Raw genomic sequence first — 18,488 nt, 5'->3', positions numbered from 1 at the left:
ACGCGGGACTACCGGACCCCGAAGGCATTGGAGGTCCCGCTCACGCCGAACCGGTCCGTTGCCTGGAGCTTCACGCCGGTGCTCTGACTGTCCAGGGTGATGCTCTGTGTGCAGACGCCCCCGATGAACTGGTCCAGGGTGGAGGGGGTGACGCGCCCTTCGCCCGCACCGAGCGACAGGTCCACCTTCTCCTCGAACTCCGCGGCCCGAGGACCGAGGGCCCGGACGGTGACGACGAAGGGTTGCCCCTGACGTTGCTCCTCCACCGGCGTGAACTCGAAGCCGGTGATGTCGCCCTCGGCCATCGGAGTCCCCGTGCGGGTTCCTCCGTCGGGGAGGTTCGAGCTCCCCGCGTCGACCGCGGGATTGATGCTCGAGAGCACGCTGAACCCCTGGGCTCGGACCGCCTCGCGACCATCGGCCAGGACGACACGCACGTCGTGGACGCCCGGAGGGAGGGTCGCCGGCAGGAACACCTCGAGCGTGTTGTCTTCATCCAGCTCGAGCAGGGGAGCCTCCACCGTGCCGAACCACAGGCTCACGCCCAGCCCCGCCTGTGCTTCCTGGCGGGTGTAGTCCACGCGGATGGGGACCATCGCCTCGAGCGTGATGCGGATGACGCCAGGGTAGCCGGGCTGCACTTCCCGAGGACTGATGGAGCGGATGCTCGGCGCGGGCAGCGTCGCATTCGAGTCACACGCTGACAACAGCAACACGAGCATCACGGCGGCGACGCGGCTCATGGCTCGAACCTCATCCCGAGCAGCGTGGAGACGCCACCCAGTTGCGCATCCACCAGCGGAGTCCTCGCGGGGGCCCAGGCGCCACGAACCTCTCCCAGCGCGCTCCAGCGTCCGAACCGGTATGCGCCTTGGATGGCCATGAATGCCATGCCGGAAAGCTTGCTCTCTTTCACTTCCGCCTGGAAGTCGCTGCGGAGGTGATGACGGAAAGGCGCCACTCCGCCTCCTGCTCGAATGTGCAGCGTGAAGGCGGCGGCATCGAAGACCTCCGCGCGCACCGAGGCGAGGACGGGAACCGCGAGCAGCTGCGAGCGCACTTCGCCCAGAGTGCCCACGGGCCCTCGGAAGTTCGCGCCGCGCACCCCCAGCTCGAGCTCCGCCGCCAGTCTCCCCGCCCACCAAGGCGTGGCCACCGACGCGCCCAGCGCCCCCGAAGGACCCGAGTTCTCGCCTCGGGCGAAGGTGCCTCCCACCAGGAGGTGGAGCGCGGGTCGCCAGGAGCCTCGTGCGTGTTCCTCCGTCCAGGACGCGGGAGGCCCCGGAGGCAAGTCCCAGAGCACCGTCGCCTGCGTGCGAGCCTCCCGCGCGTCATCACCCCGCACCCGGGCGGTGACGACAGCGGCCTCGGGCGCCGGAACGACGCGGAAGCGCGCGAGCTCTTGCCCCGTGGCGTCCTCGAGCGTGGCCCCGTCGATGGAGGGCTTCACGAACTCCGCGTCGAGGGGCACGTCACCCGCCACGAGCAACCAGCCTCCGGAGGCGGGAAGAGGAGACGGCGTGAGGACCACGACCCGCGGGCTCGTGCGGGGAACATCCAGGGGCGTGGCCGCGTCCGTGCGCAGCGCTCCCCGGGTAGCGAGGACTCGCGCGGCGCTGATGCCGGGAGGCACCTCCAGCCGCACACGCGCCTTGCCTCGGGCATTCGCTTGCACGGGGCCGAAGCGCGCTTCACCCAGCCACACCTCGACCGAGGCTCCAGGCGCGGTGGCCACGTCGAGCGTCGTGTGGCCCGACAAGGGAAGACGGAAGACGGTGGTCTCGGGCGGACCCTCGCGGGCCTCCACCCAGAAGACGAACACGGCCATCAAGGGATGGCGAACCGAGGGCGGGGTCCACTGGAATTCGCGGACCGCGCCTTCGTCCAGTCGCTCCTTCGCGAAGCGCCCGGACGAGGCCGCTGCCCACACGGGCCCGGTCCCCGCGGGGACTCGAACCTGAAGCGAGACAGCGGAGTCCCGGCCGAGGAGGACTCGAGCCGGGGAGGCCACCACCTTCAGCGGAGGAGGGCTGGAGGGGGCCGCCGCCATGGCCGTCGAAGCGGCCACGGCCAGCACAAGGAACGGCAGCAGGGGCGGCAGGCGGTTTCGCACGAGCGGTCCCGCCCAACTTCGCCCTCCCGCCTCGTTCCGGTCAATCCCCGCTAGCCGGGGACTCGCTGACAGCCTCGTCCGACGGCGTGTCGAGCGCGACGGCCTGCGGCTTGTCCGCCGGGCCGCTGGCGTTGCGAACGGGCGGGCTGAAGGCGGGCTTCTCCGCCGGGGGGCCACCGCGTCCGTGCACCAGCGTCTTGGTGTCGGTGCGGAAGGTGAGGTCCACCTTGTCACCCCGCACCGCCGTCACCAGACCGACGCCAAACGTCGGGTGCTGGATGACTTGATCCACCTGATACGTGTCCTTCGGGCTGTATCGCGGGGCATTGGCGATGTCCTTGCCCGCGAGCTGCTCCTCGAAGGAGATGATGATCTTCTCGGCCTTGCTCGAGGAGCCGCCGGAGGAGCTGGAGGCCCGGCTCGCGCGCGGGGTGCTGCTGGACGTGGGGCGGTCCGTCGTGCCGGGGGCCCCGCGGTACGCGTGGTCTCCGTTGCAGGTATTGCAGCGCACCCGTGCGATCTTCGTCCCCACCATCGCCAGGATGGTGTGCGCGAGGGTGAGCTTGCAGCGGGTGCAGTACGCGTCGACCTCGCCGCCGACCTTTTGAGTTGCCATGTTCGTCTGTGTCTCGGCCCCGCGCGCCTCTCGGGCGCAGGGCATGGAAGGAAAGGGGCGCGGAACATAAACGCATCGCTTCGAAGTGAGGTAGTCCCTTCGACGCACGCCCCCCTGCTGGTGCCCGGCTCAGGCCGGGGAGGGAACACTTCGCTTGTGCCCCCCGTCCTGGCACGTAAGAGTAGGCGCCTGAACGCATGACCACGCAGACCCCCAGCAAGCCGGCCCAGGAGCCAGGGCTTTTCGTCCAGACGGTGGCCGGCTTCGGCAAGGGCCTCATCGACATCGTCTCCAGCATTGGCGGCGTCGTGACCCTGGCCGTGGACGTGGCTCGCTGGAGCGTCCGCCGTCCCTACCGGCTCCACAACCTGTTCGCCCAGCTGGACTTCGTGGGGGTGGGCTCCATCTTCATCGTCGGGTTGACGGGGCTGTTCACCGGCATGGTGTTCGCCCTTCAAACCTCCGAGGCCTTCCAGCTCTTCGACGCGGAGAGCCTGGTCGGCCCCACCGTGGCGCTGACGCTCACCCGCGAGCTGGCGTCGGTATTCTCCGCGCTGATGGTCACCATGCGCGCCGGTTCCGCCATGTGCACGGAGCTGGGCACCATGCGGGTCACCGAGCAGGTGGATGCGCTGGAGACCATGGCCGTCAACCCGGTGCAGTACCTGCTGGTGCCTCGGGTGCTCGCGGGTCTGTTCATGGTCCCCATGCTCACCATCCTGTTCAGCACGGCGGGCATGGCGGGGGCGTACTTCGTCGCCGTCGGAGGACTGGGCATCTCTCCCGGCACCTTCCTGACGCGCACGCAGCAGTGGCTGGAGCCCGCGGACATCTACGAAGGTGTCATCAAGGGCGCCATCTTCGGCGTCTCCGTCGCGCTCATCTGTTGCTACAAGGGCTTCAACGCTTCAGGTGGCGCCAAGGGCGTGGGCCAGGCGACGACCGAGGCGATGGTGGCCAGCGCGCTGTCCATCTTCATCCTCGATTTCTTCGTCGGCATCGTGATGCACTGATGGCTGCCCAGGGTCCTTCCGATTCCGCGGCCGGCGTGTCCACGAAGCCGATGATCGAGATCGTGGACCTGCACAAGACCTTCGGTGAGAACAAGGTCCTCACGGGCATCAACCTCACCGTGCCGGCGGGAAGCACGTGCGTCATCCTGGGAGGATCCGGCTCCGGGAAGACGGTGTTGATGAAACACATGATTGGCCTGCTCCGCCCCGACAGCGGCCAGGTCATCATCGACGGAGAGGACATCATCCCCCTCGGTGTCGAGGGCCTGCAGCGGGTGCGCAACAAGTTCGGCATGGTGTTCCAGGCCGCGGCCCTCTTCGACTCGATGACGGTGTTCGAGAACGTGGCCTTCCCGCTGCGGGAGCACACGCAGCTCTCCGAGGACGAGCTGCACGAGAAGGTCCGCGCCAAGCTGGACCTGATGGGCCTCAAGCGGGAGGTGGAGTCCAAGTTCCCCTCCGACTTGTCGGGCGGCATGCGCAAGCGGGTGGGGCTTGCCCGCGCGGTGGTGCTGGACCCCAAGATCGTCCTCTATGACGAGCCCACGACGGGGTTGGACCCCATCACCACGGACTACGTCGACGAGATGATCCTCGCGGCCCAGAAGGGGCTGGGTGTCACCAGCGTCGTCATCAGTCACGACATCTCCTCCGCCTTCAACGTGGCGGATCAGATTGCCTTTCTGTCCAAGGGCGTCATCGTGGCGAATGGCCCGCCGGAGCAGCTGCGGGAGTCGGAGCACCCCGCGGTGAAGGTGTTCCTGGAGACGTGGTTCGGGAAGAACTGAGGGGTGGGTCCCGGAACGGGTCCGCTTTCAGGAAAATGTGGCACTCCGGATGCAAAACGCTAGAGTCGCGCCCGGCCGGTAGCCCTCGGAGTCACACCAGGTGAAGAAGCTCGTTACGCCCTTCCGTGTTGGCCTGTTGGTCATCGCCGCGGGGGCTTTTTTCGTCGCCTTCGTGTTGTTCGCGCGCGAGGGCGGCCTGAGCGCCAGTGACTCCACGCGTGTCTGGGCCTACTTCCGGGATGCGTCCGGCCTCGCCGTGCGCGGCCGCGTGCAGATCGCCGGCATCCGGGTGGGCGAAATCGATGAGATCTCCCTGGAGGGCACCCGCGCCCGCGTCTTCCTGAAGATTCGCAAGGACGTGGACCTGCGCGAGGACGCCATCCTCACCAAGCGCTCCGAGTCGCTGCTGGGCGACTACCTGCTGGATTTGAATCCTGGCACGGAGAGCGCGCCCAAGCTGGAGGACGGCGGCCAGATTCGCCGCGTCATCGACACGCAGGGGATGGAGGCCATCTTCGAGTCGCTGTCGCAGATCACCTCCGACATCCAGCAGGTGACGGGCGCGCTGCGTGAGGTGCTGGGCGGAGAGCGCGGCGCCGGTTCGCTCCAGCGCATCGTCGAGAACCTGGTGCGACTGTCGGACTCCGTCGACGCGACGGTGCGCCGCAACGCGGACCGCCTGGACGTCATCCTCTCCAACTTCGAGGGTGTGTCCTCCGACGTGCGGACCATCACCCAGAGCAACCAGGCCGACGTCGGCCGCATCGTCGACAACATCGAGTTCATCACCCGCGACGTCCGCGAGGTGCTCGCCAGCGTCAAGAGCATCGTCGGGAGCGGGGAGGGTGACTTCAAGGAGAGCGTCGCCAGCCTGAAGCAGACGCTCACCAAGCTGGACAACACGCTGGGCAACCTCGAGGAGATCACCCGCAAGGTGAAGGACGGCGAGGGCGCCGCGGGCGTGCTGCTGGCGGACGAGAGCGTGGGCCGCGAGGTTCGCGAGACGGTCCAGGACGTGGCCCGCTTCGCCTCCAAGCTCACCGACCTCCAGGCGGAGGTGGGCATCCAGAGCAGCTACCTGGCCGCGCAGGGCCGCTCGAAGAACGTGTTCTCCGTCCGGCTCATCCCCAAGCCGGACAAGTACTACCTGCTGGAGCTGGTCGACGACCCGCGCGGCACCGTGACGACGGAGGTGGTGCAGTCCAACCCGCCGTCGGAGGGCGAGCCCGTCATCCAGACCCGCAAGGTGACGAAGGAGAGCCTGAAGGTCAGCGCGCAGTTCGCCAAGCGCTGGTACTTCACCACCCTGCGCGTGGGCCTCATCGAGTCCACGGGCGGCGTGGGCGCCGACCTCCACCTCTTCGAGGACGCCCTCACGCTCAAGCTGGACGCCTTCAACTTCGCGGCGGACGAGCTGCGCTACCCCCGCCTGCGCGCCACGCTCCGGGCCCAGGCCTTCGACCACCTGTTCGTGGTCGCCGGCATGGACGATATGCTCAATGCCCAACAGCGCGACACGGCGACGCAGCGGCTCATCGCCGGGCGTGACTTCTTCGTGGGCGGCGGCCTGTACTTCACCGACGACGACCTGAAGGCCATCATCACGGCCACGGGCCTCCCCAACTTCTGATCCGGGACGGCGCGGCTTGACGCCGGGCGCAAAACCACGTACCCGGCACGGGCACGGGGTTCCTGGTTGATCGCCGTGCTCCCTCGGCCTACCCAGGAAGCTCGCATGACCCTGCTCGTCGTTGGCTCAGTCGCCTTGGACTCGCTGGAGACCCCCTTCGGACAGAAGGAGGACGTCCTCGGCGGCTCCGCCACGTACTTCTCCACGTCCGCGTCGTTCTTCGTCCCCGCGCGTGTGGTGGCCGTCGTGGGCGAGGACTTCCCAGAGGCCCACCTGAGCTTCCTCAAGGGGCGGGGAATCGACCTGGAGGGCCTCACCCGGCAGCCCGGCCGCACGTTCCGCTGGAAGGGCCGCTACGGCTACGAGCTCAACGAGGCGACGACGCTGGACACCCAGCTCAACGTCTTCCAGACCTTCTCGCCGGACCTCCCCGCCGCCTACCGGGACACGCCCTACGTCTTCCTGGGCAACATCCACCCGGAGCTCCAGTCTCGCGTGCTGGACCAGGTGCGCTCGCCGAAGCTGGTGGCCGCCGACACGATGAACTTCTGGATCAAGGGCAGCCGCGAGGCGCTGCTCAAGACGCTCGAGCGCGTCAACCTCCTCTTCGTCAACGACGCCGAGGCCCGCCAGCTCGCCGGTGAGCACAACGTCGTGAAGGCCGCCCGCGCCATCCTGCGCATGGGCCCCGAGCGCGTCGTCATCAAGCGCGGCGAGTACGGCGCGCTGCTCTTCGACAAGGAGCACGTCTTCGCGTGCCCCGCGTTCCCCCTGGCGGAGGTCTTCGACCCCACCGGCGCGGGTGACACCTTCGCGGGTGGCTTCATGGGCATGCTCGCCACCTCCGCGGTCGGCGTGGATTCCTCCATGCTCCGCCGGGCCATGGTGATGGGCAGCGTGATGGCGTCCTTCACCGTCGAGAAGTTCAGCCTGGAGCGCCTGCGCGAGGTGACGCGCCCCGAAATCCAGGCGCGGTTCGCGGAGTTCCGGACGCTGACCCACTTCGACGACCTGGGGCCGCTGGAGCGCTGAGTGCGAGTGGGGGTAGGGCGGGGTCCCGCTCTACCCACGAACTTGACGTTCGATTCAGGCAGTCCCTAGGCTCCCATGCTTTGGTGCTCGGGGAAGGAAGCAGGTTGAGCGATAACCGAAAGTCCGCGCGTGTTCCCACGCTGCTTCGCTGCTGGTGCGAGGCGGACAATGTCACGTTGTACGCGCGCATCGCGAATCTGAGCGAAGGGGGCCTCTTCCTTCGCACGAGCACGCCGCTGGCCCGTGGGGCGAAAGCGGTGCTCCGGTTGACGCCGGGAGATCATCCCGAGGTGCAGGCCGAAGCCACGGTGGTATGGCTGCGGGATGCGGAGGACAAGAGCTACCCGCCAGGGATGGGGCTCCAGTTCGAAGAACTGGATGCGGAAACCTTGGGGCGGCTCCGGCGGATTATCTCCCACCAGCAGAAGAACCCCGTGAAGGCGGTCTGGGCCGGCTGAACGCCGGGCGGCACCGACCGAGGCATCCATGCGTATCGCCGTCATCTCCGACATCCACTCCAACATCGAGGCGCTCACCGAGGTGCTCCGAGTCACCGAGCACCAGAAGGTCGACCGCATCGTGTCCCTGGGGGACATCGTCGGTTATGGCGCGTCGCCCAACCCGTGCTGTGAGCTGGTGCGCTCGGTGGCGGAGGTGACGCTGCTGGGCAACCACGACGCCGCGGTGGCGGGGCGGATGGACTATTCGTACTACTACGACGCCGCCCGGCACGCGCTGGACTGGTCCGCCAACGTCCTCACGGACGAGAACATGGCCTGGCTGCGCAGCCTCCCGTACACGTACCGGATTGGCGACGTGGGCTTCTGCCACGGCTCGCCCATCGACCCGAAGGCGTACGAGTACATCTTCGCGCTGGAGCAGGCGCGAGAGCTGACGCCCTACGTGGAGGAGCTGCCGGAGGTGACGTTCATCGGCCACAGCCACCTGTGCCGGGCGTTCGCCATCGGCAATGGCGAGGTGAACGACGTGGTGGCCCAGAAGTTCGGCATCCGCCGGGGCTACAAGTACATCATCTCCGTGGGCAGCGTCGGCCAGCCGCGCGACTACGACAACCGGGCCTGCTTCGTGATCTGCGACACGGACGCGCGCACGGTGGAGTACGTCCGGGTGGAGTACGACATCGAGACGGCCGCGCAGAAGATCTTCGACGCGGACCTGGCGCTCAACTTCGGCAAGCGCCTGTTCCTCGGGGTTTGACGCACCGCTTTCGGAAAATTGGGCACAGCCGGGAGGAAATGAAATAAACCGGGTCTGTGCGCCCCCAGGTCCTCCGAGCAACCCTCCGGCCCTTTGCGGCCCTCCTGTCCTCCCTCCTGCTGGTGCTGTCGGCCTGTCGCCGCGAGGCAGGGCCTCCGTCCGCGGAGTTCGAGCAGGCCAGTCGCCAGTTCACCGCGCTGTACGCACAGAAGCTCGACGAGGCCTACCTGGACCCGCAGATGGGGACCATCGAGGCGCAGCTCCAGCGCGTGCCCCAGGACAGCGTGGATGCGCCAGCCTCGCGTGATCTGCTCCAGCGCATCCAGCAGAACCGCACCCGCATGCAGGACGCGGCCACGGCCCGGCAGAAGGCGGTGGCCAGCGCCCGCGAGCTCCCCCCGGGCACGCCCTCCACCGCGCTCCCGCCGTTGCCTCCCGCGCCCAAGGCCGAGGCCGAGGACGCGGGCTCTCCCGACGCTGGCGTGGTGAATGGCCCGCAGACGGGCACCCCGGCGAGCGAGCTGGTCGCGGGCTTCCGCGGCTGCTTCAAGCGCGGCCTGCCCATCAACGTGGAGGGGCGCGGCATCCGGGAGGCGTGGGAGCTGAACGACAGCACGGCCTGCCGCCTGGAGTACCCCAGCCATACGGGCATGGTGCTCCTCACCGAAGAGGGCAGGGTGCTGACTTTGTTGCCCAAGAGCTCCGTGAGAACGGTGACCCAGACGCAGGATGCCGGGACGCAGCCCCCCGCGGGGAATGACGCCGGCCGTTAGTCAAAGACGCCCCATGAACGACCAGACCTTCATGAAGTTGATGCGGTTGTTGCCCAAGTCCGCCCTGTCCTCCGCCGTGGGGATGGCCACGCGAGTGCCCATTCCGGCGCCCGTCCATCAGGCGGCCATGCGCGCGTTCGCCCGGTCCTACAACGTGGACATGGCGGAGGCCGAGCACCCCATCGAGCACTATCCGACCTTCGCCCAGTTCTTCACCCGGAGCCTGAAGCCGGGCCTGCGCCCCATCGACCCGGACGAGAAGGCCGTCGTGTCGCCGGTGGATGGCCGCGTGTCCCAGGTGGGCTACTCGGAGCACGGCCGGTGCCTCCAGGCCAAGGGCATCGAGTACACGGTGGATGAGCTGCTGGGCGACTCGCAGGCGGCGAAGCCGTTCCACGGTGGTGCCTGGACGACCATCTACCTGTCGCCGCGCGACTATCACCGCATCCACGCGCCGCTGGCGGGCACCATCACCGGCTACGCGTACATCCCTGGCGAGTTCTGGCCGGTGAACCCCGCGTCGGTGATGAACAAGCAGTCGCTGTTCTGCGTGAACGAGCGGCTGGTGACGTACCTCCAGACCGCCGCGGGGCAGTGCGCGGTGGTGAAGGTGGGCGCCACGTGTGTGTCGCGCATCAAGGCGTCCTACGACGACATCACCACGCACACGGGCCAGCCGGGCAAGGTGCACCAGTACCAGGAGGGCTACAAGGTGGAGAAGGGCGGCGAGCTGGGCCGCTTCGAGATGGGCTCCACCGTCATCCTGTTGTTCGAGGCTGGCCGCGTGAAGTGGGAGTCGAGCCTGCAGCCGGAGGCGCCGCTCCGGCTGGGGCAGCGCATCGGAGTGTTGCCGTGAGTCAGAAGATTGTCGCCGTCAAGGGCATGAACGACCTCCTGCCAGGGGAGATTGAAATCTGGCAGCACGTCGAGCGCCTGACGCGAGAGCTGTTCGGCCGGTTCGGCTACAGCGAGATCCGCACGCCCATCGTGGAGGACACGTCGCTCTTCGTCCGCAGCGTGGGCGAGGAGACGGACATCGTCGGCAAGGAGATGTACACCTTCGACGACAAGGCCGGCCGCAGCCTGTCCCTGCGTCCCGAGGGCACCGCCCCCGCGGCGCGCGCGTACATCGAGCACTCCGTGCTGAACCAGGAGCCGCTCACGCGCTGGTACTACATGGGGCCGATGTTCCGGTACGAGCGGATGAAGACGGGCCGCTACCGGCAGTTCTATCAAATCGGCGCGGAGGCCTACGGCGCGAAGGAGGCCGCCCAGGACGTCGAGGTGATGGACATGGTGACCCAGTTCCTCCAGGCGCTCGGGCTCCAGGACATCACGCTCAACCTCAACTCGCTGGGGGACGAGGCCTGCCGGCCCGCCTACTACGAGAAGCTGGTGGAGTACCTCAAGGCGCACCGCGAGGAGTTGTGCGGGGACTGTCACCGGCGCCTCGAGACGAACCCGCTGCGCGTGCTCGATTGCAAGAACGAGGCATGTCAGGCGGTGGCCGCCAAGGGCCCCAGCGTGCTCGAGTTCCTGTGCGAGCCGTGCCGTGACCACTTCGACGACGTGCAGCGCAAGCTGACGGCGCTGGGGGTCCGGTTCGTCGTCAATCCGCGCATGGTTCGCGGCCTGGACTACTACACGCGCACCGTCTTCGAGTTCGTCGCGTCGCACCCCGCGCTGGGCACCGCCAGCACGGTGGGCGGCGGCGGCCGCTATGACAAGCTGGTGAAGAGCCTGGGCGGCCCCGACGTGCCCGCCGTGGGCTTCGCGTGTGGCGTGGACCGGCTGGTGCTGCTGCTGAAGGAGAGCCAGCAGAAGTTCGCTGCCACCCCGGACCTGTTCATCGCGGTGGCGGACGCGGACTCGCAGGACGCGGCCTTCACCCTGGCGAGCCGTCTGCGCCGCGAGGGACTGCGCGTGGACTTCGACACCCGCGGCGGCAGCCTCAGGAGCCAGATGAAGCGCTCCGACAAGAGCGGGGCGGCCTTCACGCTCGTGCTCGGGGGACAGGAGTTCACCAGCGGCCAGGCGAAGCTCAAGCGGATGGCCGGGGGGGAGCCCATCCCCGTGGCGCTCGACGACATCGCACGCACGGTGCGGGCCCAGTCGGGTGCTCCGCAGGTCGCACCCGCGGCCACCTGAGACGTCTGAAGGCGAATCCTCGGGCTTCCCGGGGATTCGCTGGAAGTCAGAAGCTCCTCGTAACCCCTGGGAAATTCTAGGGGAAGTCGACGGGACGCATTCGCTCCACCCCAGGTGCTGCGGTACACTTGGGTGGAAATGTCCAGTGAGTCCCTCCCCACCGCGTCGCCTTCGGCCTTGCGCTGGATTCCCGTACGGGGAGACAGCATGTGGCCGTCGCTGCGGGCTGGGGACCTCGCGGGAGTGGCGCCGCTGACGCGGGAGCCTCGGCCTGGAGAGGTGGTGCTGGCGCGGTTCGACGACGCGCTGGTGCTTCACCGGGTCCAGGACCTGCGTTCGGGCGTGCTGTCCCTGCGTGGCGACAATGCCCCCGCGGGGGATCCTCCGATTGCCGCTTCGCGCATCCTCGGGACGGTGCTGCGGGTCCGGAGAGGCCGCGTGGAGCTGGGCGCGGAGTGGGACCGGGGGCCCTCGACGGTGGGCCGTGTCCGCGCGTGGGTGCGGGGCCGGGTGGCTCGGTGGTTGGGACGGGGAGGGTGCCCATGAGTGGCGGCTTCGGCGCGGAGAGTGTTCCCCGTCGTCGCGCGGGCGCGGAGGGGGAGCGTTTCGGCGCGGACTTCATCTTGCTGGACGCGGAGGGCCGCACGCTGCGGGGCCTCAACGCGACGGCGATGCGGGTCTGGGAGCTCAGTGACGGGACACGTTCGGCGCGCTCGGTGGCGGAGGTCGTGGCCCGCGAGTTCTCCATGGACGTGGCTCGGTCGCTCACGGACACGCTGCGATTTCTTTCGGAGTTGGCCCGGCTGGGCCTCATCGACGAGCTTCAGGAGGTACGGTGATGCGAGCGCGCAGAGCGGGCTTCGTGGCGGCGCTGCTGCTGTCGGCGTGTACGGAGGGCACTCATCCGCCCAAGGGTGGGGAAGGCCCTGGCGAAGTCACGCCCGTGGCTCCGACGGACGTGCTGGGCGAGGGGACCGAAGTGGCCCGCCCGCCGTCCTGGGAAGAGGACGCGGAGGTCGAAGTGCCTCGGCCGATGGGGCAGGCCGAAGTGGTGGGGCTGGCCTCGCGGGGGCTGTCGGACGTGTCCCAGGTGGACGTGGACCTGACGGTCAGCGGCGTCTCCGGCAAGCGCACCGTGGAGGCGGAGTTCGTGTCTCCAGAGGGACATCCCTACCAGCGGCGCTCCTCGGTCGTGGTGGGGAAGCCGGATGCGGCGAAGACGCTGCGCTTCTCCATGCCCGTGGCCGGAACGACGGTCGCCACGTCCATCATGAGCGGGACGTGGAGCGTGCGCTTCTTCCTCGATGGGGCGCCGTTGACCACGGCCTCCTTCACCCTGGAGCCGTGACGTGAGGCCCGCTTCGATGACACCCGTGAATGCCCGCCTCGCGGTGCTCCTCGCCGCCCTGGCCCTGCCGTCGACGGTGATGGCCCAGACGACGATGAACCGCACCGCCGTCTTCTCCACCCTCACGAGGCCGGGGGAGACGCAGGCCACGGTGACGATGGATGAGGCCTCGGAGTTGCGGGTCCAGGTCCGCAACAACACGTCGAGCTCCTCGCCGAGCTTCAGGCCCATCAACGACGTGCTGTTCCAGCTCCCGAGTGGCTACACGCTGCTCGAGAGTCCGCCGCCGCCGGGTTGGGCGGCCGAGCAGTACACGACGCTGCGGCAGGTGAGGTACTACTACATCCCGAGCCTCAACTGCTCGGGCCCCGCTGTCGGACTGGGGACGAACGCGACCGAGACGTTCACGCTCCGGATGATTCCGTCGGTGTCGAACCAGAACGCCACGGGGCAGGTGTTCTCGCGGCTCGAGGCGAACGAGCAGTGCAGCTGGAATGGCACCTTCGGCACGAACCGGACGAGCACCGTGGCGCAGTGGCTGCGCGCGGGCCTGTCCACGCAGGTCTCCCTCCAGCCGCGAGCCCTTCCCGTGGGCGAGGACTTCATCGCGCGCCTGGTCATCGAGAACCGCACGGGGCAGTCGAGCGCCCAGGCCAACATCACCGCGGAGGGGCCCAGCACCGGCGCGGGTGACGTCACGTTCGAGGTGGTCGAGCTCGAGCCCACGAACTTCCGGGTGAGCCTTCCGCTGAGAGGCGCGGGCATCCTGGCGGCGAGAGCGACGGTGGAAACTGACGGGACCATGGTGGCCAGTGTTCGCGCCACGAACACGGGCGGCTCGGTGACCTCGAGCGTGGTCGACACGGCGATGGTGAACGTGGGCCCGCTGGCCGCTGCCGCCGACGTCGACTCGACCCAGCTCTTCACGGGAGAAGCCGTGAGGGTGCGGCTGAGCGTCACCAACACGTCCGCCACGGCGTCGTATCTCGACGTGGCGCCCAGGGCTCCGGTCCTCGTGGGCTCGGCCCAGGCCACGTTGACGCAAGGGCCTCAGCCGGCGACCGCGACGCGACTGGCGCCGGGCGCCTCCGCTCATTTCGTCTGGCACTACACGGTGACGGGCGCTGAGTTCTCCAGCTATGCCTTCGATGTGAGGGCGGACGCGAGCCTGGATGGCGCGGTCGTCTCCACGCCGCTCGTGCGCACGGGGCAGGGCCGCATCGTGGCCCATCGCCTCAAGGTGAGCCCGTCCGTGCTGGTGCCGGGCCTCGCGAACCAGACGGTCCTCTACACAGTCCAGAATCGTGGGAGTCAGCCCCTCTACCAGGTCACGCTGCTGCGGCCCGCGACGAACTACTTCCGGTTCGCCACGGGGAGTCCCGCCTCGGCGGGGGGCTGGTCGGTCACCAGCAACACCGCGAGCTTCACCTGGACGGTCGCCAACGGGCAGCCCATCGGGGTGAACCAGGAGCGCAGCTTCGAGGTGACGTACTCGAGCGTCTCGGCCGTCACGGCGCCCACCACGTTCCGCCATCGGATGCACATCCCGGATGCGTACGAGTCCCAATCCGCGGCGCGCATCGAGGCGCCCGTGACGCTCGCGGCGGGTGGCGTGGCGCCGGAGGTCGCGCGGCTCACGGCGGTGGCCCGGGACGGGAGCGTGTCGCTGGCGTGGGACAATCCCGCCTCGCACAACGGCGTGCTGGTCCTGCGTGCCACGGGCAGCGCACCCAACACCGTGCCCGTCGCCGGACGGACGTATGCCCAGGGCTCGACATTGGGCAATGCGACGGTCGTCCTCTCCGAGACGTTCACCAGCACGTCCACCTTCGTCGACAGCGCCGTCACCAACGGCACGACGTACTACTACCGGGTGTTCAACTCGGACGACGCGGGCTTCTACTCGGCGGGCAACCAGCCCACGTCCGCGGCGCTCAAGGCGACGCCGCGCGCCCGCGTGGGGGCCGCGCCGCTCTGGTGCTACTCCGTGGGCCTGGATGCGCGCCTCCAGCCCATCACGGAGCTGGGCGTGGGCATCTTCAGCTCCTTCAACAATACCGTCGTCGCCAACCTCACCCAGGTCTCGAATCCCGCGACCGATGGCGCGGAGCGGTGGCGTCCGCTGCAGCTGGGCGCTCCCATCGGCAGCCGGTTCCCGGTGGTGCCGCTGCGCGGACTGACGGGCCAGTACATCCTCACCGCGGACCAGGACGGCGTGGCCTATGCCATCAGCGCCACGACGGGGGCGGTGCTGTGGCGGTGGAACAACAACGGCACGCCTGTCGGCACCATCCAGTCCTTCCCCGTCACGCAGTTGCATGACTACGCGAATGCCGCCTACCAGGCCGCGCGTCCGAACCTGGACCTCGTCTTCTTCGCGACGCGCCTGGCGAACCCGGCGGCCAACCGGGTGGTGGCGCTCAACGCGAGGACGGGGACCCCTGTCTTCACGTACCAGCCCGGGGACCTGGGCATGGTCAACGGCGGCATGGTGGTGGACTACGTCAACAACCTGCTGTTCATCGGCGCGAAGGTGAATGGCGTGTCGGCGGACTCTCTCCGCGTCCTGAACACGCTCACCGGCGCCGAGGTGGCTCGGCTGGCGCTCGGGGACCTGGAGCACAGCCTGGTTCGCAACGGTGTGACGGGGCATGTCCTCGCGACCAACAGCGATGGCGTGGTCCACGCCGTCGACGCGGTCACCCGCCAGGTGGCGTGGAGCCTGAACGTGGCGACCCGGCCCGCGCCGAGCACGCCCGCGTTCACCAGCTTCGTGCGTCCGCTGGGCGGCGGCTTCGTGGCCAGCCTCGCGAGTGGCCATGTGGAGTTCTGGGACTACTCGGCGCCTGGGGCCGCGATGCCCACGCGCCAGTGGTCGACGCCCGTCCCGAATCCCTCCGGCACCTTCACCCTCAACCGCAACGGCGTGGTCCGCATCTACGTCGGCGGGGGGGACGGAAAGGTGCATCAGCTCGAGATGGTGGGCGGCGCGGACTCGGCGCAGGTGTCGCTGAGCAGCGGCCTGCGCATCGGCACGCCGACCATCGACACCACCTCCTCCCGGCTGCACGTGGGCTCCGAGGACGGCTTCATCTGCTCCTTCCCGGTACCGTTCCCATGACCCGAACTTCTTCGACTCCGACATCCTCCCGGTCACCCACGGCGGAGGGCTCGCGAGAGGAACACCCGGCAGGGGCGCCTCGCTATGAGGCACCGGCCATCCTGTGGGAGCAGCCCTTCGTCGCGCTCGCGATGATGTCGCAGTGCAACATCCCGGGCGAGTCGGAGTGCACGCCCTGAGTCCTCCGGGTGCCGGTTCGTCCGGTTCCCGGGGGGCTGGTGGCCCCGACGGAGGTTCCTCCGAGCCGTCGGGCCCCTGGCTCACGATGGCGGGATGGACCGTGGGGCTCCAGGTGCCGGACGCCCGCGTCCAGGCGCTGCTTCGTCGGTCACTCGCGGGCTTCATCACGCCTCGGCCTCCGCCGGGTGTCCGCGCCTCGGTGCTGGAGGTGGTGGCTCCCTCGGTGGTCCACCCCGAGCCCGCGACGCGCGAGATTCCTCGACCCTGGCGCGCGGAGGATGGCGCGCTCGTGCTGGAAGGGGAGGACTATTCCGCGCGACTCGAGGCGGATGGTCTGCGCGGCGAGGTGGTGGGCGCTGGCCGATTCCCCGTGGAGGTGGTGTTGCGGGTGATGCTCGCCGCGGAGCTTCGCCGCCGAGATGGGCTGCTGGTGCATGGCGTGGCGCTGATGCACGGCGAGGAGGCGGCGCTGTTCACGGGGCACTCGGGTGCTGGGAAGAGCACGCTGGGCGGACTGTGGACGGCCGCGGGCGAGGCCTTGCTCTCGGATGAGCTGGTGGCGGTATGGCCCGAGGATCCACGGGGGCCCGCGCCGCGTGCCTGGAGAGTGGCCGGCACGCCGTGGAACGTGGGGTTCCCTCGCGAGGCGCGGCTGCGCGCGGTGGGTGTCCTGGGCTGGGACTCGAGCTCCCGTTGGGAGCGACCCGGGGCCGGGGAGGTGGGCCGGGTGCTGGTGCAGAACGTCCTGCTGTGCGAGTCCTCGGGGGCGGGGCGTTCGGCGATGCTCGCCTCCGCGGGCCGGCTGTTGTCGGAGGTGGCGCCGGCGCGGTTGGTGTTTGCTCGGGACGCCTCGGCGGTGGCCGAGGTGCGAACAGCCCTGGGAGCAGCGGAGCATGGGTGAAGGACAGGAGGGACGGCCGACATTGACGGTGGTGGCCGGGCCGACGGCGTCGGGGAAGACGGCCCTGGCCATCGAGCTGGCGCGTCGCGTGGGCGGTGAAATCGTCAGCGCGGACTCGCAGCAGGTGTACCGCCACTTCGACATCGCCACCGCGAAGCCTTCCTCGGAGGAGTTGGCTGCGGCGCCGCACCACCTCGTGTCGGAGGTGGACCCGCTGGAGACCTTCTCGGCGGCCGAGTTCCAACGCCGCGCGGATGCCGTCATCGAGGACATCACTCGCCGAGGCCGGCCCGTCATCGTCGTGGGCGGCACGGGCCTGTACCTGCGCATCCTCCTGCACGGCGTGGTGGATGCGCCCGGGGCCTTGCCGGAGCTGCGCGCGGAGTTGGAGGCACTCGCGGCGGAGCAAGGACGTGAGGCCGTGCACCGTCGACTGGCGCAGGTGGACCCGGTGACCGCCGCGCGGTTGCACGCCCAGGACCTGGTCCGAGTGATTCGCGCGCTCGAGATTCATGCGCGGACGGGCGTCCCAGCCTCGGAGTTCCACAAGGCCCATGCCTTCTCCGCGGACCGATATCCCTTCCGGCTCTTCGTGCTGGAGCCGCCTCGCGACGTGCTCTACGCCCGCATCAACGCGCGCACGGAGGCCATGTTCGCGTCGGGGTTGGTCGAGGAGACGCGGGCTCTGCTGGCGCGGGGATACGCGGACGCGGCGCCGATGCGAAGCGTGGGCTACGTACAGGCGCGCGCGGTGGTGGAGGAGCGCATGTCCGTGGACGAGGCCATTCGAGACACAGCCCAGGAGACGCGGCGATACGCCAAGCGCCAGCTCACCTGGTTTCGCAAGGAGGCGGGAGCGGTGTTCGTGGCGCCGCCCTATGACGCGGTGCTCGAGCGCCCCCACGGCTGAGCCCTCCCGCGAGGAGGAGCAGGGGAGAGGGGCCACCATTGCTCCGGCTCTCCGCGGCACCCATGTTCGCCGCTGAATCTTTTCCTCCACGCGGGAGCAGACCGACATGGACACCAGCTTCAAACGTGAACCTGCGACGGGCGACGGGGGCCGGATGGCCTCTGCCGCATGGGGGCCGCCCTTCATCCTGGGGCTGCTGACGGCCATCCTCGGCCTCGTCGCGTTGGGGGCCTCGTTCCTCACGAGCATGGTCTCCATCATCCTCTTCGGAGCCTTGCTGGCGGGGTCGGGCATCGCGGAGATCATCTCCGCGTTCCGGGTCCGGAAGTCCGGCGGACCCTTCTGGCTCTACCTGCTGGGCGGCGTGCTCTCCACGGTGGTGGGCGTCTTCGTCCTCGCGTACCCGGCGGCGGGGCTCGGGGCGCTGACGCTGTTGCTCGCGGGGTACTTCTTCGCGAGCGGCCTGTTCCACGTCGTCACGTCGCTGATGGACCGGTATGCGCAGTGGGGCTGGGACTTCGCCTACGGCGCCATCTCCATCCTGCTGGGCATCACCATCATGTCCCAGTGGCCCATCTCCGCGGTGTGGCTGGTGGGCACGCTGGTGGGTATCTCCATCCTCATGCGCGGCATCGCCCTCATGGCGGGCTCGCTGGAGCTGCGTCGCGCCGTGCGGAGCTTCTCGTCCTAGAGGCGT

19 protein-coding genes are annotated in these 18,488 nt (G+C 69.0%); 16 read left to right on the top strand and 3 right to left on the bottom strand.

What is annotated here, in order from left to right:
* Window positions 1–8: 8 nt before the first annotated feature.
* The 3 genes from MYSTI_RS20915 to MYSTI_RS20905 are packed head-to-tail and all read right to left on the bottom strand — an operon-like array spanning window position 9 to window position 2,729.
* The gene (locus MYSTI_RS20915; protein ID WP_015349779.1) at window positions 9–743 is read right to left on the bottom strand and encodes a hypothetical protein; all 735 of its coding nucleotides are present in this window, start codon (window positions 741–743) and stop codon (window positions 9–11) included.
* Window positions 740–2,113 carry a hypothetical protein gene (locus MYSTI_RS20910; RefSeq protein WP_015349778.1) on the bottom strand — a complete coding sequence of 458 codons (1,374 nt, stop codon included), beginning with the start codon at window positions 2,111–2,113 and terminating at the stop codon, window positions 740–742. Before MYSTI_RS20910 ends, MYSTI_RS20915 begins: the two co-directional genes overlap by 4 nt.
* Before the next feature lie 40 nt (window positions 2,114–2,153).
* Entirely contained in the window at window positions 2,154–2,729 is a 576-nt protein-coding gene (locus MYSTI_RS20905; RefSeq protein ID WP_044900517.1) for a hypothetical protein, read from the bottom strand.
* A gap of 197 nt (window positions 2,730–2,926) precedes the next feature.
* Between MYSTI_RS20905 and MYSTI_RS20900 the strand changes: the two genes are divergently transcribed.
* The 16 genes from MYSTI_RS20900 (at window position 2,927) to MYSTI_RS20825 (ending at window position 18,482) form a co-directional block, all read left to right on the top strand.
* A complete protein-coding gene (locus MYSTI_RS20900) occupies window positions 2,927–3,742 on the top strand; it encodes an MlaE family ABC transporter permease (protein ID WP_015349776.1) in 816 nt (271 codons plus the stop codon).
* A gap of 50 nt (window positions 3,743–3,792) precedes the next feature.
* Window positions 3,793–4,530 (top strand): ABC transporter ATP-binding protein, encoded by a 738-nt coding sequence (locus tag MYSTI_RS20895; RefSeq protein ID WP_044281053.1) that lies wholly within the window; start codon window positions 3,793–3,795, stop codon window positions 4,528–4,530.
* A 100-nt stretch (window positions 4,531–4,630) separates the two neighbouring features.
* Entirely contained in the window at window positions 4,631–6,160 is a 1,530-nt protein-coding gene (locus MYSTI_RS20890) for an MlaD family protein (protein WP_015349774.1), read from the top strand.
* Window positions 6,161–6,265: 105 nt separating this feature from the next.
* On the top strand, window positions 6,266–7,192 hold the full coding sequence (locus MYSTI_RS20885) for a PfkB family carbohydrate kinase (protein ID WP_015349773.1): 927 nt from the start codon (window positions 6,266–6,268) through the stop codon (window positions 7,190–7,192).
* Between the two features lie 104 nt (window positions 7,193–7,296).
* Complete coding sequence (locus tag MYSTI_RS20880) at window positions 7,297–7,650, top strand: TIGR02266 family protein (RefSeq protein ID WP_015349772.1); 354 nt, start codon at window positions 7,297–7,299, stop codon at window positions 7,648–7,650.
* A 28-nt stretch (window positions 7,651–7,678) separates the two neighbouring features.
* Window positions 7,679–8,410, top strand: coding sequence for a metallophosphoesterase family protein (locus tag MYSTI_RS20875; RefSeq protein ID WP_015349771.1), 732 nt, complete (start codon window positions 7,679–7,681; stop codon window positions 8,408–8,410).
* Between the two features lie 56 nt (window positions 8,411–8,466).
* The gene (locus MYSTI_RS20870; protein ID WP_015349770.1) at window positions 8,467–9,183 is read left to right on the top strand and encodes a hypothetical protein; all 717 of its coding nucleotides are present in this window, start codon (window positions 8,467–8,469) and stop codon (window positions 9,181–9,183) included.
* A gap of 13 nt (window positions 9,184–9,196) precedes the next feature.
* Complete coding sequence (gene asd / locus MYSTI_RS20865; protein ID WP_015349769.1) at window positions 9,197–10,039, top strand: archaetidylserine decarboxylase; 843 nt, start codon at window positions 9,197–9,199, stop codon at window positions 10,037–10,039.
* Entirely contained in the window at window positions 10,036–11,331 is a 1,296-nt protein-coding gene (gene hisS / locus MYSTI_RS20860; RefSeq protein WP_015349768.1) for a histidine--tRNA ligase, read from the top strand. The genes asd and hisS overlap by 4 nt, the downstream gene beginning before the upstream one ends.
* Before the next feature lie 138 nt (window positions 11,332–11,469).
* Window positions 11,470–11,877, top strand: a complete 408-nt coding sequence (locus tag MYSTI_RS20855) for a S24 family peptidase (protein WP_044900515.1) — start codon at window positions 11,470–11,472, stop codon at window positions 11,875–11,877.
* On the top strand, window positions 11,874–12,170 hold the full coding sequence (locus MYSTI_RS20850) for a PqqD family protein (RefSeq protein WP_015349766.1): 297 nt from the start codon (window positions 11,874–11,876) through the stop codon (window positions 12,168–12,170). Before MYSTI_RS20855 ends, MYSTI_RS20850 begins: the two co-directional genes overlap by 4 nt.
* Window positions 12,170–12,679 (top strand): putative lipoprotein, encoded by a 510-nt coding sequence (locus tag MYSTI_RS20845; protein ID WP_015349765.1) that lies wholly within the window; start codon window positions 12,170–12,172, stop codon window positions 12,677–12,679. The genes MYSTI_RS20850 and MYSTI_RS20845 overlap by 1 nt, the downstream gene beginning before the upstream one ends.
* 1 nt (window position 12,680) lies before the next feature.
* A complete protein-coding gene (locus MYSTI_RS20840) occupies window positions 12,681–15,800 on the top strand; it encodes a PQQ-binding-like beta-propeller repeat protein (RefSeq protein ID WP_233277911.1) in 3,120 nt (1,039 codons plus the stop codon).
* Window positions 15,801–16,065: 265 nt separating this feature from the next.
* Entirely contained in the window at window positions 16,066–16,881 is an 816-nt protein-coding gene (locus tag MYSTI_RS20835; RefSeq protein ID WP_233277910.1) for a hypothetical protein, read from the top strand.
* The gene (miaA, locus tag MYSTI_RS20830) at window positions 16,874–17,791 is read left to right on the top strand and encodes a tRNA (adenosine(37)-N6)-dimethylallyltransferase MiaA (RefSeq protein ID WP_015349761.1); all 918 of its coding nucleotides are present in this window, start codon (window positions 16,874–16,876) and stop codon (window positions 17,789–17,791) included. The genes MYSTI_RS20835 and miaA overlap by 8 nt, the downstream gene beginning before the upstream one ends.
* Window positions 17,792–17,945: 154 nt before the next feature.
* The gene (locus tag MYSTI_RS20825) at window positions 17,946–18,482 is read left to right on the top strand and encodes an HdeD family acid-resistance protein (RefSeq protein WP_044281050.1); all 537 of its coding nucleotides are present in this window, start codon (window positions 17,946–17,948) and stop codon (window positions 18,480–18,482) included.
* Window positions 18,483–18,488: the final 6 nt, after the last annotated feature.

The organism is Myxococcus stipitatus DSM 14675, assembly GCF_000331735.1.
In the GTDB taxonomy this organism is placed as follows: domain Bacteria; phylum Myxococcota; class Myxococcia; order Myxococcales; family Myxococcaceae; genus Myxococcus; species Myxococcus stipitatus.
This window is presented reverse-complemented; position numbering and strand designations above follow the sequence as displayed.

Excerpts from the sequence above, each read along its gene's own strand:
- MYSTI_RS20915 (WP_015349779.1), bottom strand. The coding sequence starts at position 743 with ATGAGCCGCGTCGCCGCCGTGATGCTCGTGTTGCTGTTGTCAGCGTGT.
- MYSTI_RS20905 (WP_044900517.1), bottom strand. The coding sequence starts at position 2,729 with ATGGCAACTCAAAAGGTCGGCGGCGAGGTCGACGCGTACTGCACCCGC.
- MYSTI_RS20900 (WP_015349776.1), top strand. The coding sequence starts at position 2,927 with ATGACCACGCAGACCCCCAGCAAGCCGGCCCAGGAGCCAGGGCTTTTC.
- MYSTI_RS20895 (WP_044281053.1), top strand. The coding sequence starts at position 3,793 with ATGATCGAGATCGTGGACCTGCACAAGACCTTCGGTGAGAACAAGGTC.
- MYSTI_RS20885 (WP_015349773.1), top strand. The coding sequence starts at position 6,266 with ATGACCCTGCTCGTCGTTGGCTCAGTCGCCTTGGACTCGCTGGAGACC.
- MYSTI_RS20875 (WP_015349771.1), top strand. The coding sequence starts at position 7,679 with ATGCGTATCGCCGTCATCTCCGACATCCACTCCAACATCGAGGCGCTC.
- asd (WP_015349769.1), top strand. The coding sequence starts at position 9,197 with ATGAACGACCAGACCTTCATGAAGTTGATGCGGTTGTTGCCCAAGTCC.
- MYSTI_RS20855 (WP_044900515.1), top strand. The coding sequence starts at position 11,470 with ATGTCCAGTGAGTCCCTCCCCACCGCGTCGCCTTCGGCCTTGCGCTGG.
- MYSTI_RS20850 (WP_015349766.1), top strand. The coding sequence starts at position 11,874 with ATGAGTGGCGGCTTCGGCGCGGAGAGTGTTCCCCGTCGTCGCGCGGGC.
- MYSTI_RS20845 (WP_015349765.1), top strand. The coding sequence starts at position 12,170 with ATGCGAGCGCGCAGAGCGGGCTTCGTGGCGGCGCTGCTGCTGTCGGCG.
- MYSTI_RS20835 (WP_233277910.1), top strand. The coding sequence starts at position 16,066 with ATGGCGGGATGGACCGTGGGGCTCCAGGTGCCGGACGCCCGCGTCCAG.
- miaA (WP_015349761.1), top strand. The coding sequence starts at position 16,874 with ATGGGTGAAGGACAGGAGGGACGGCCGACATTGACGGTGGTGGCCGGG.
- MYSTI_RS20825 (WP_044281050.1), top strand. The coding sequence starts at position 17,946 with ATGGCCTCTGCCGCATGGGGGCCGCCCTTCATCCTGGGGCTGCTGACG.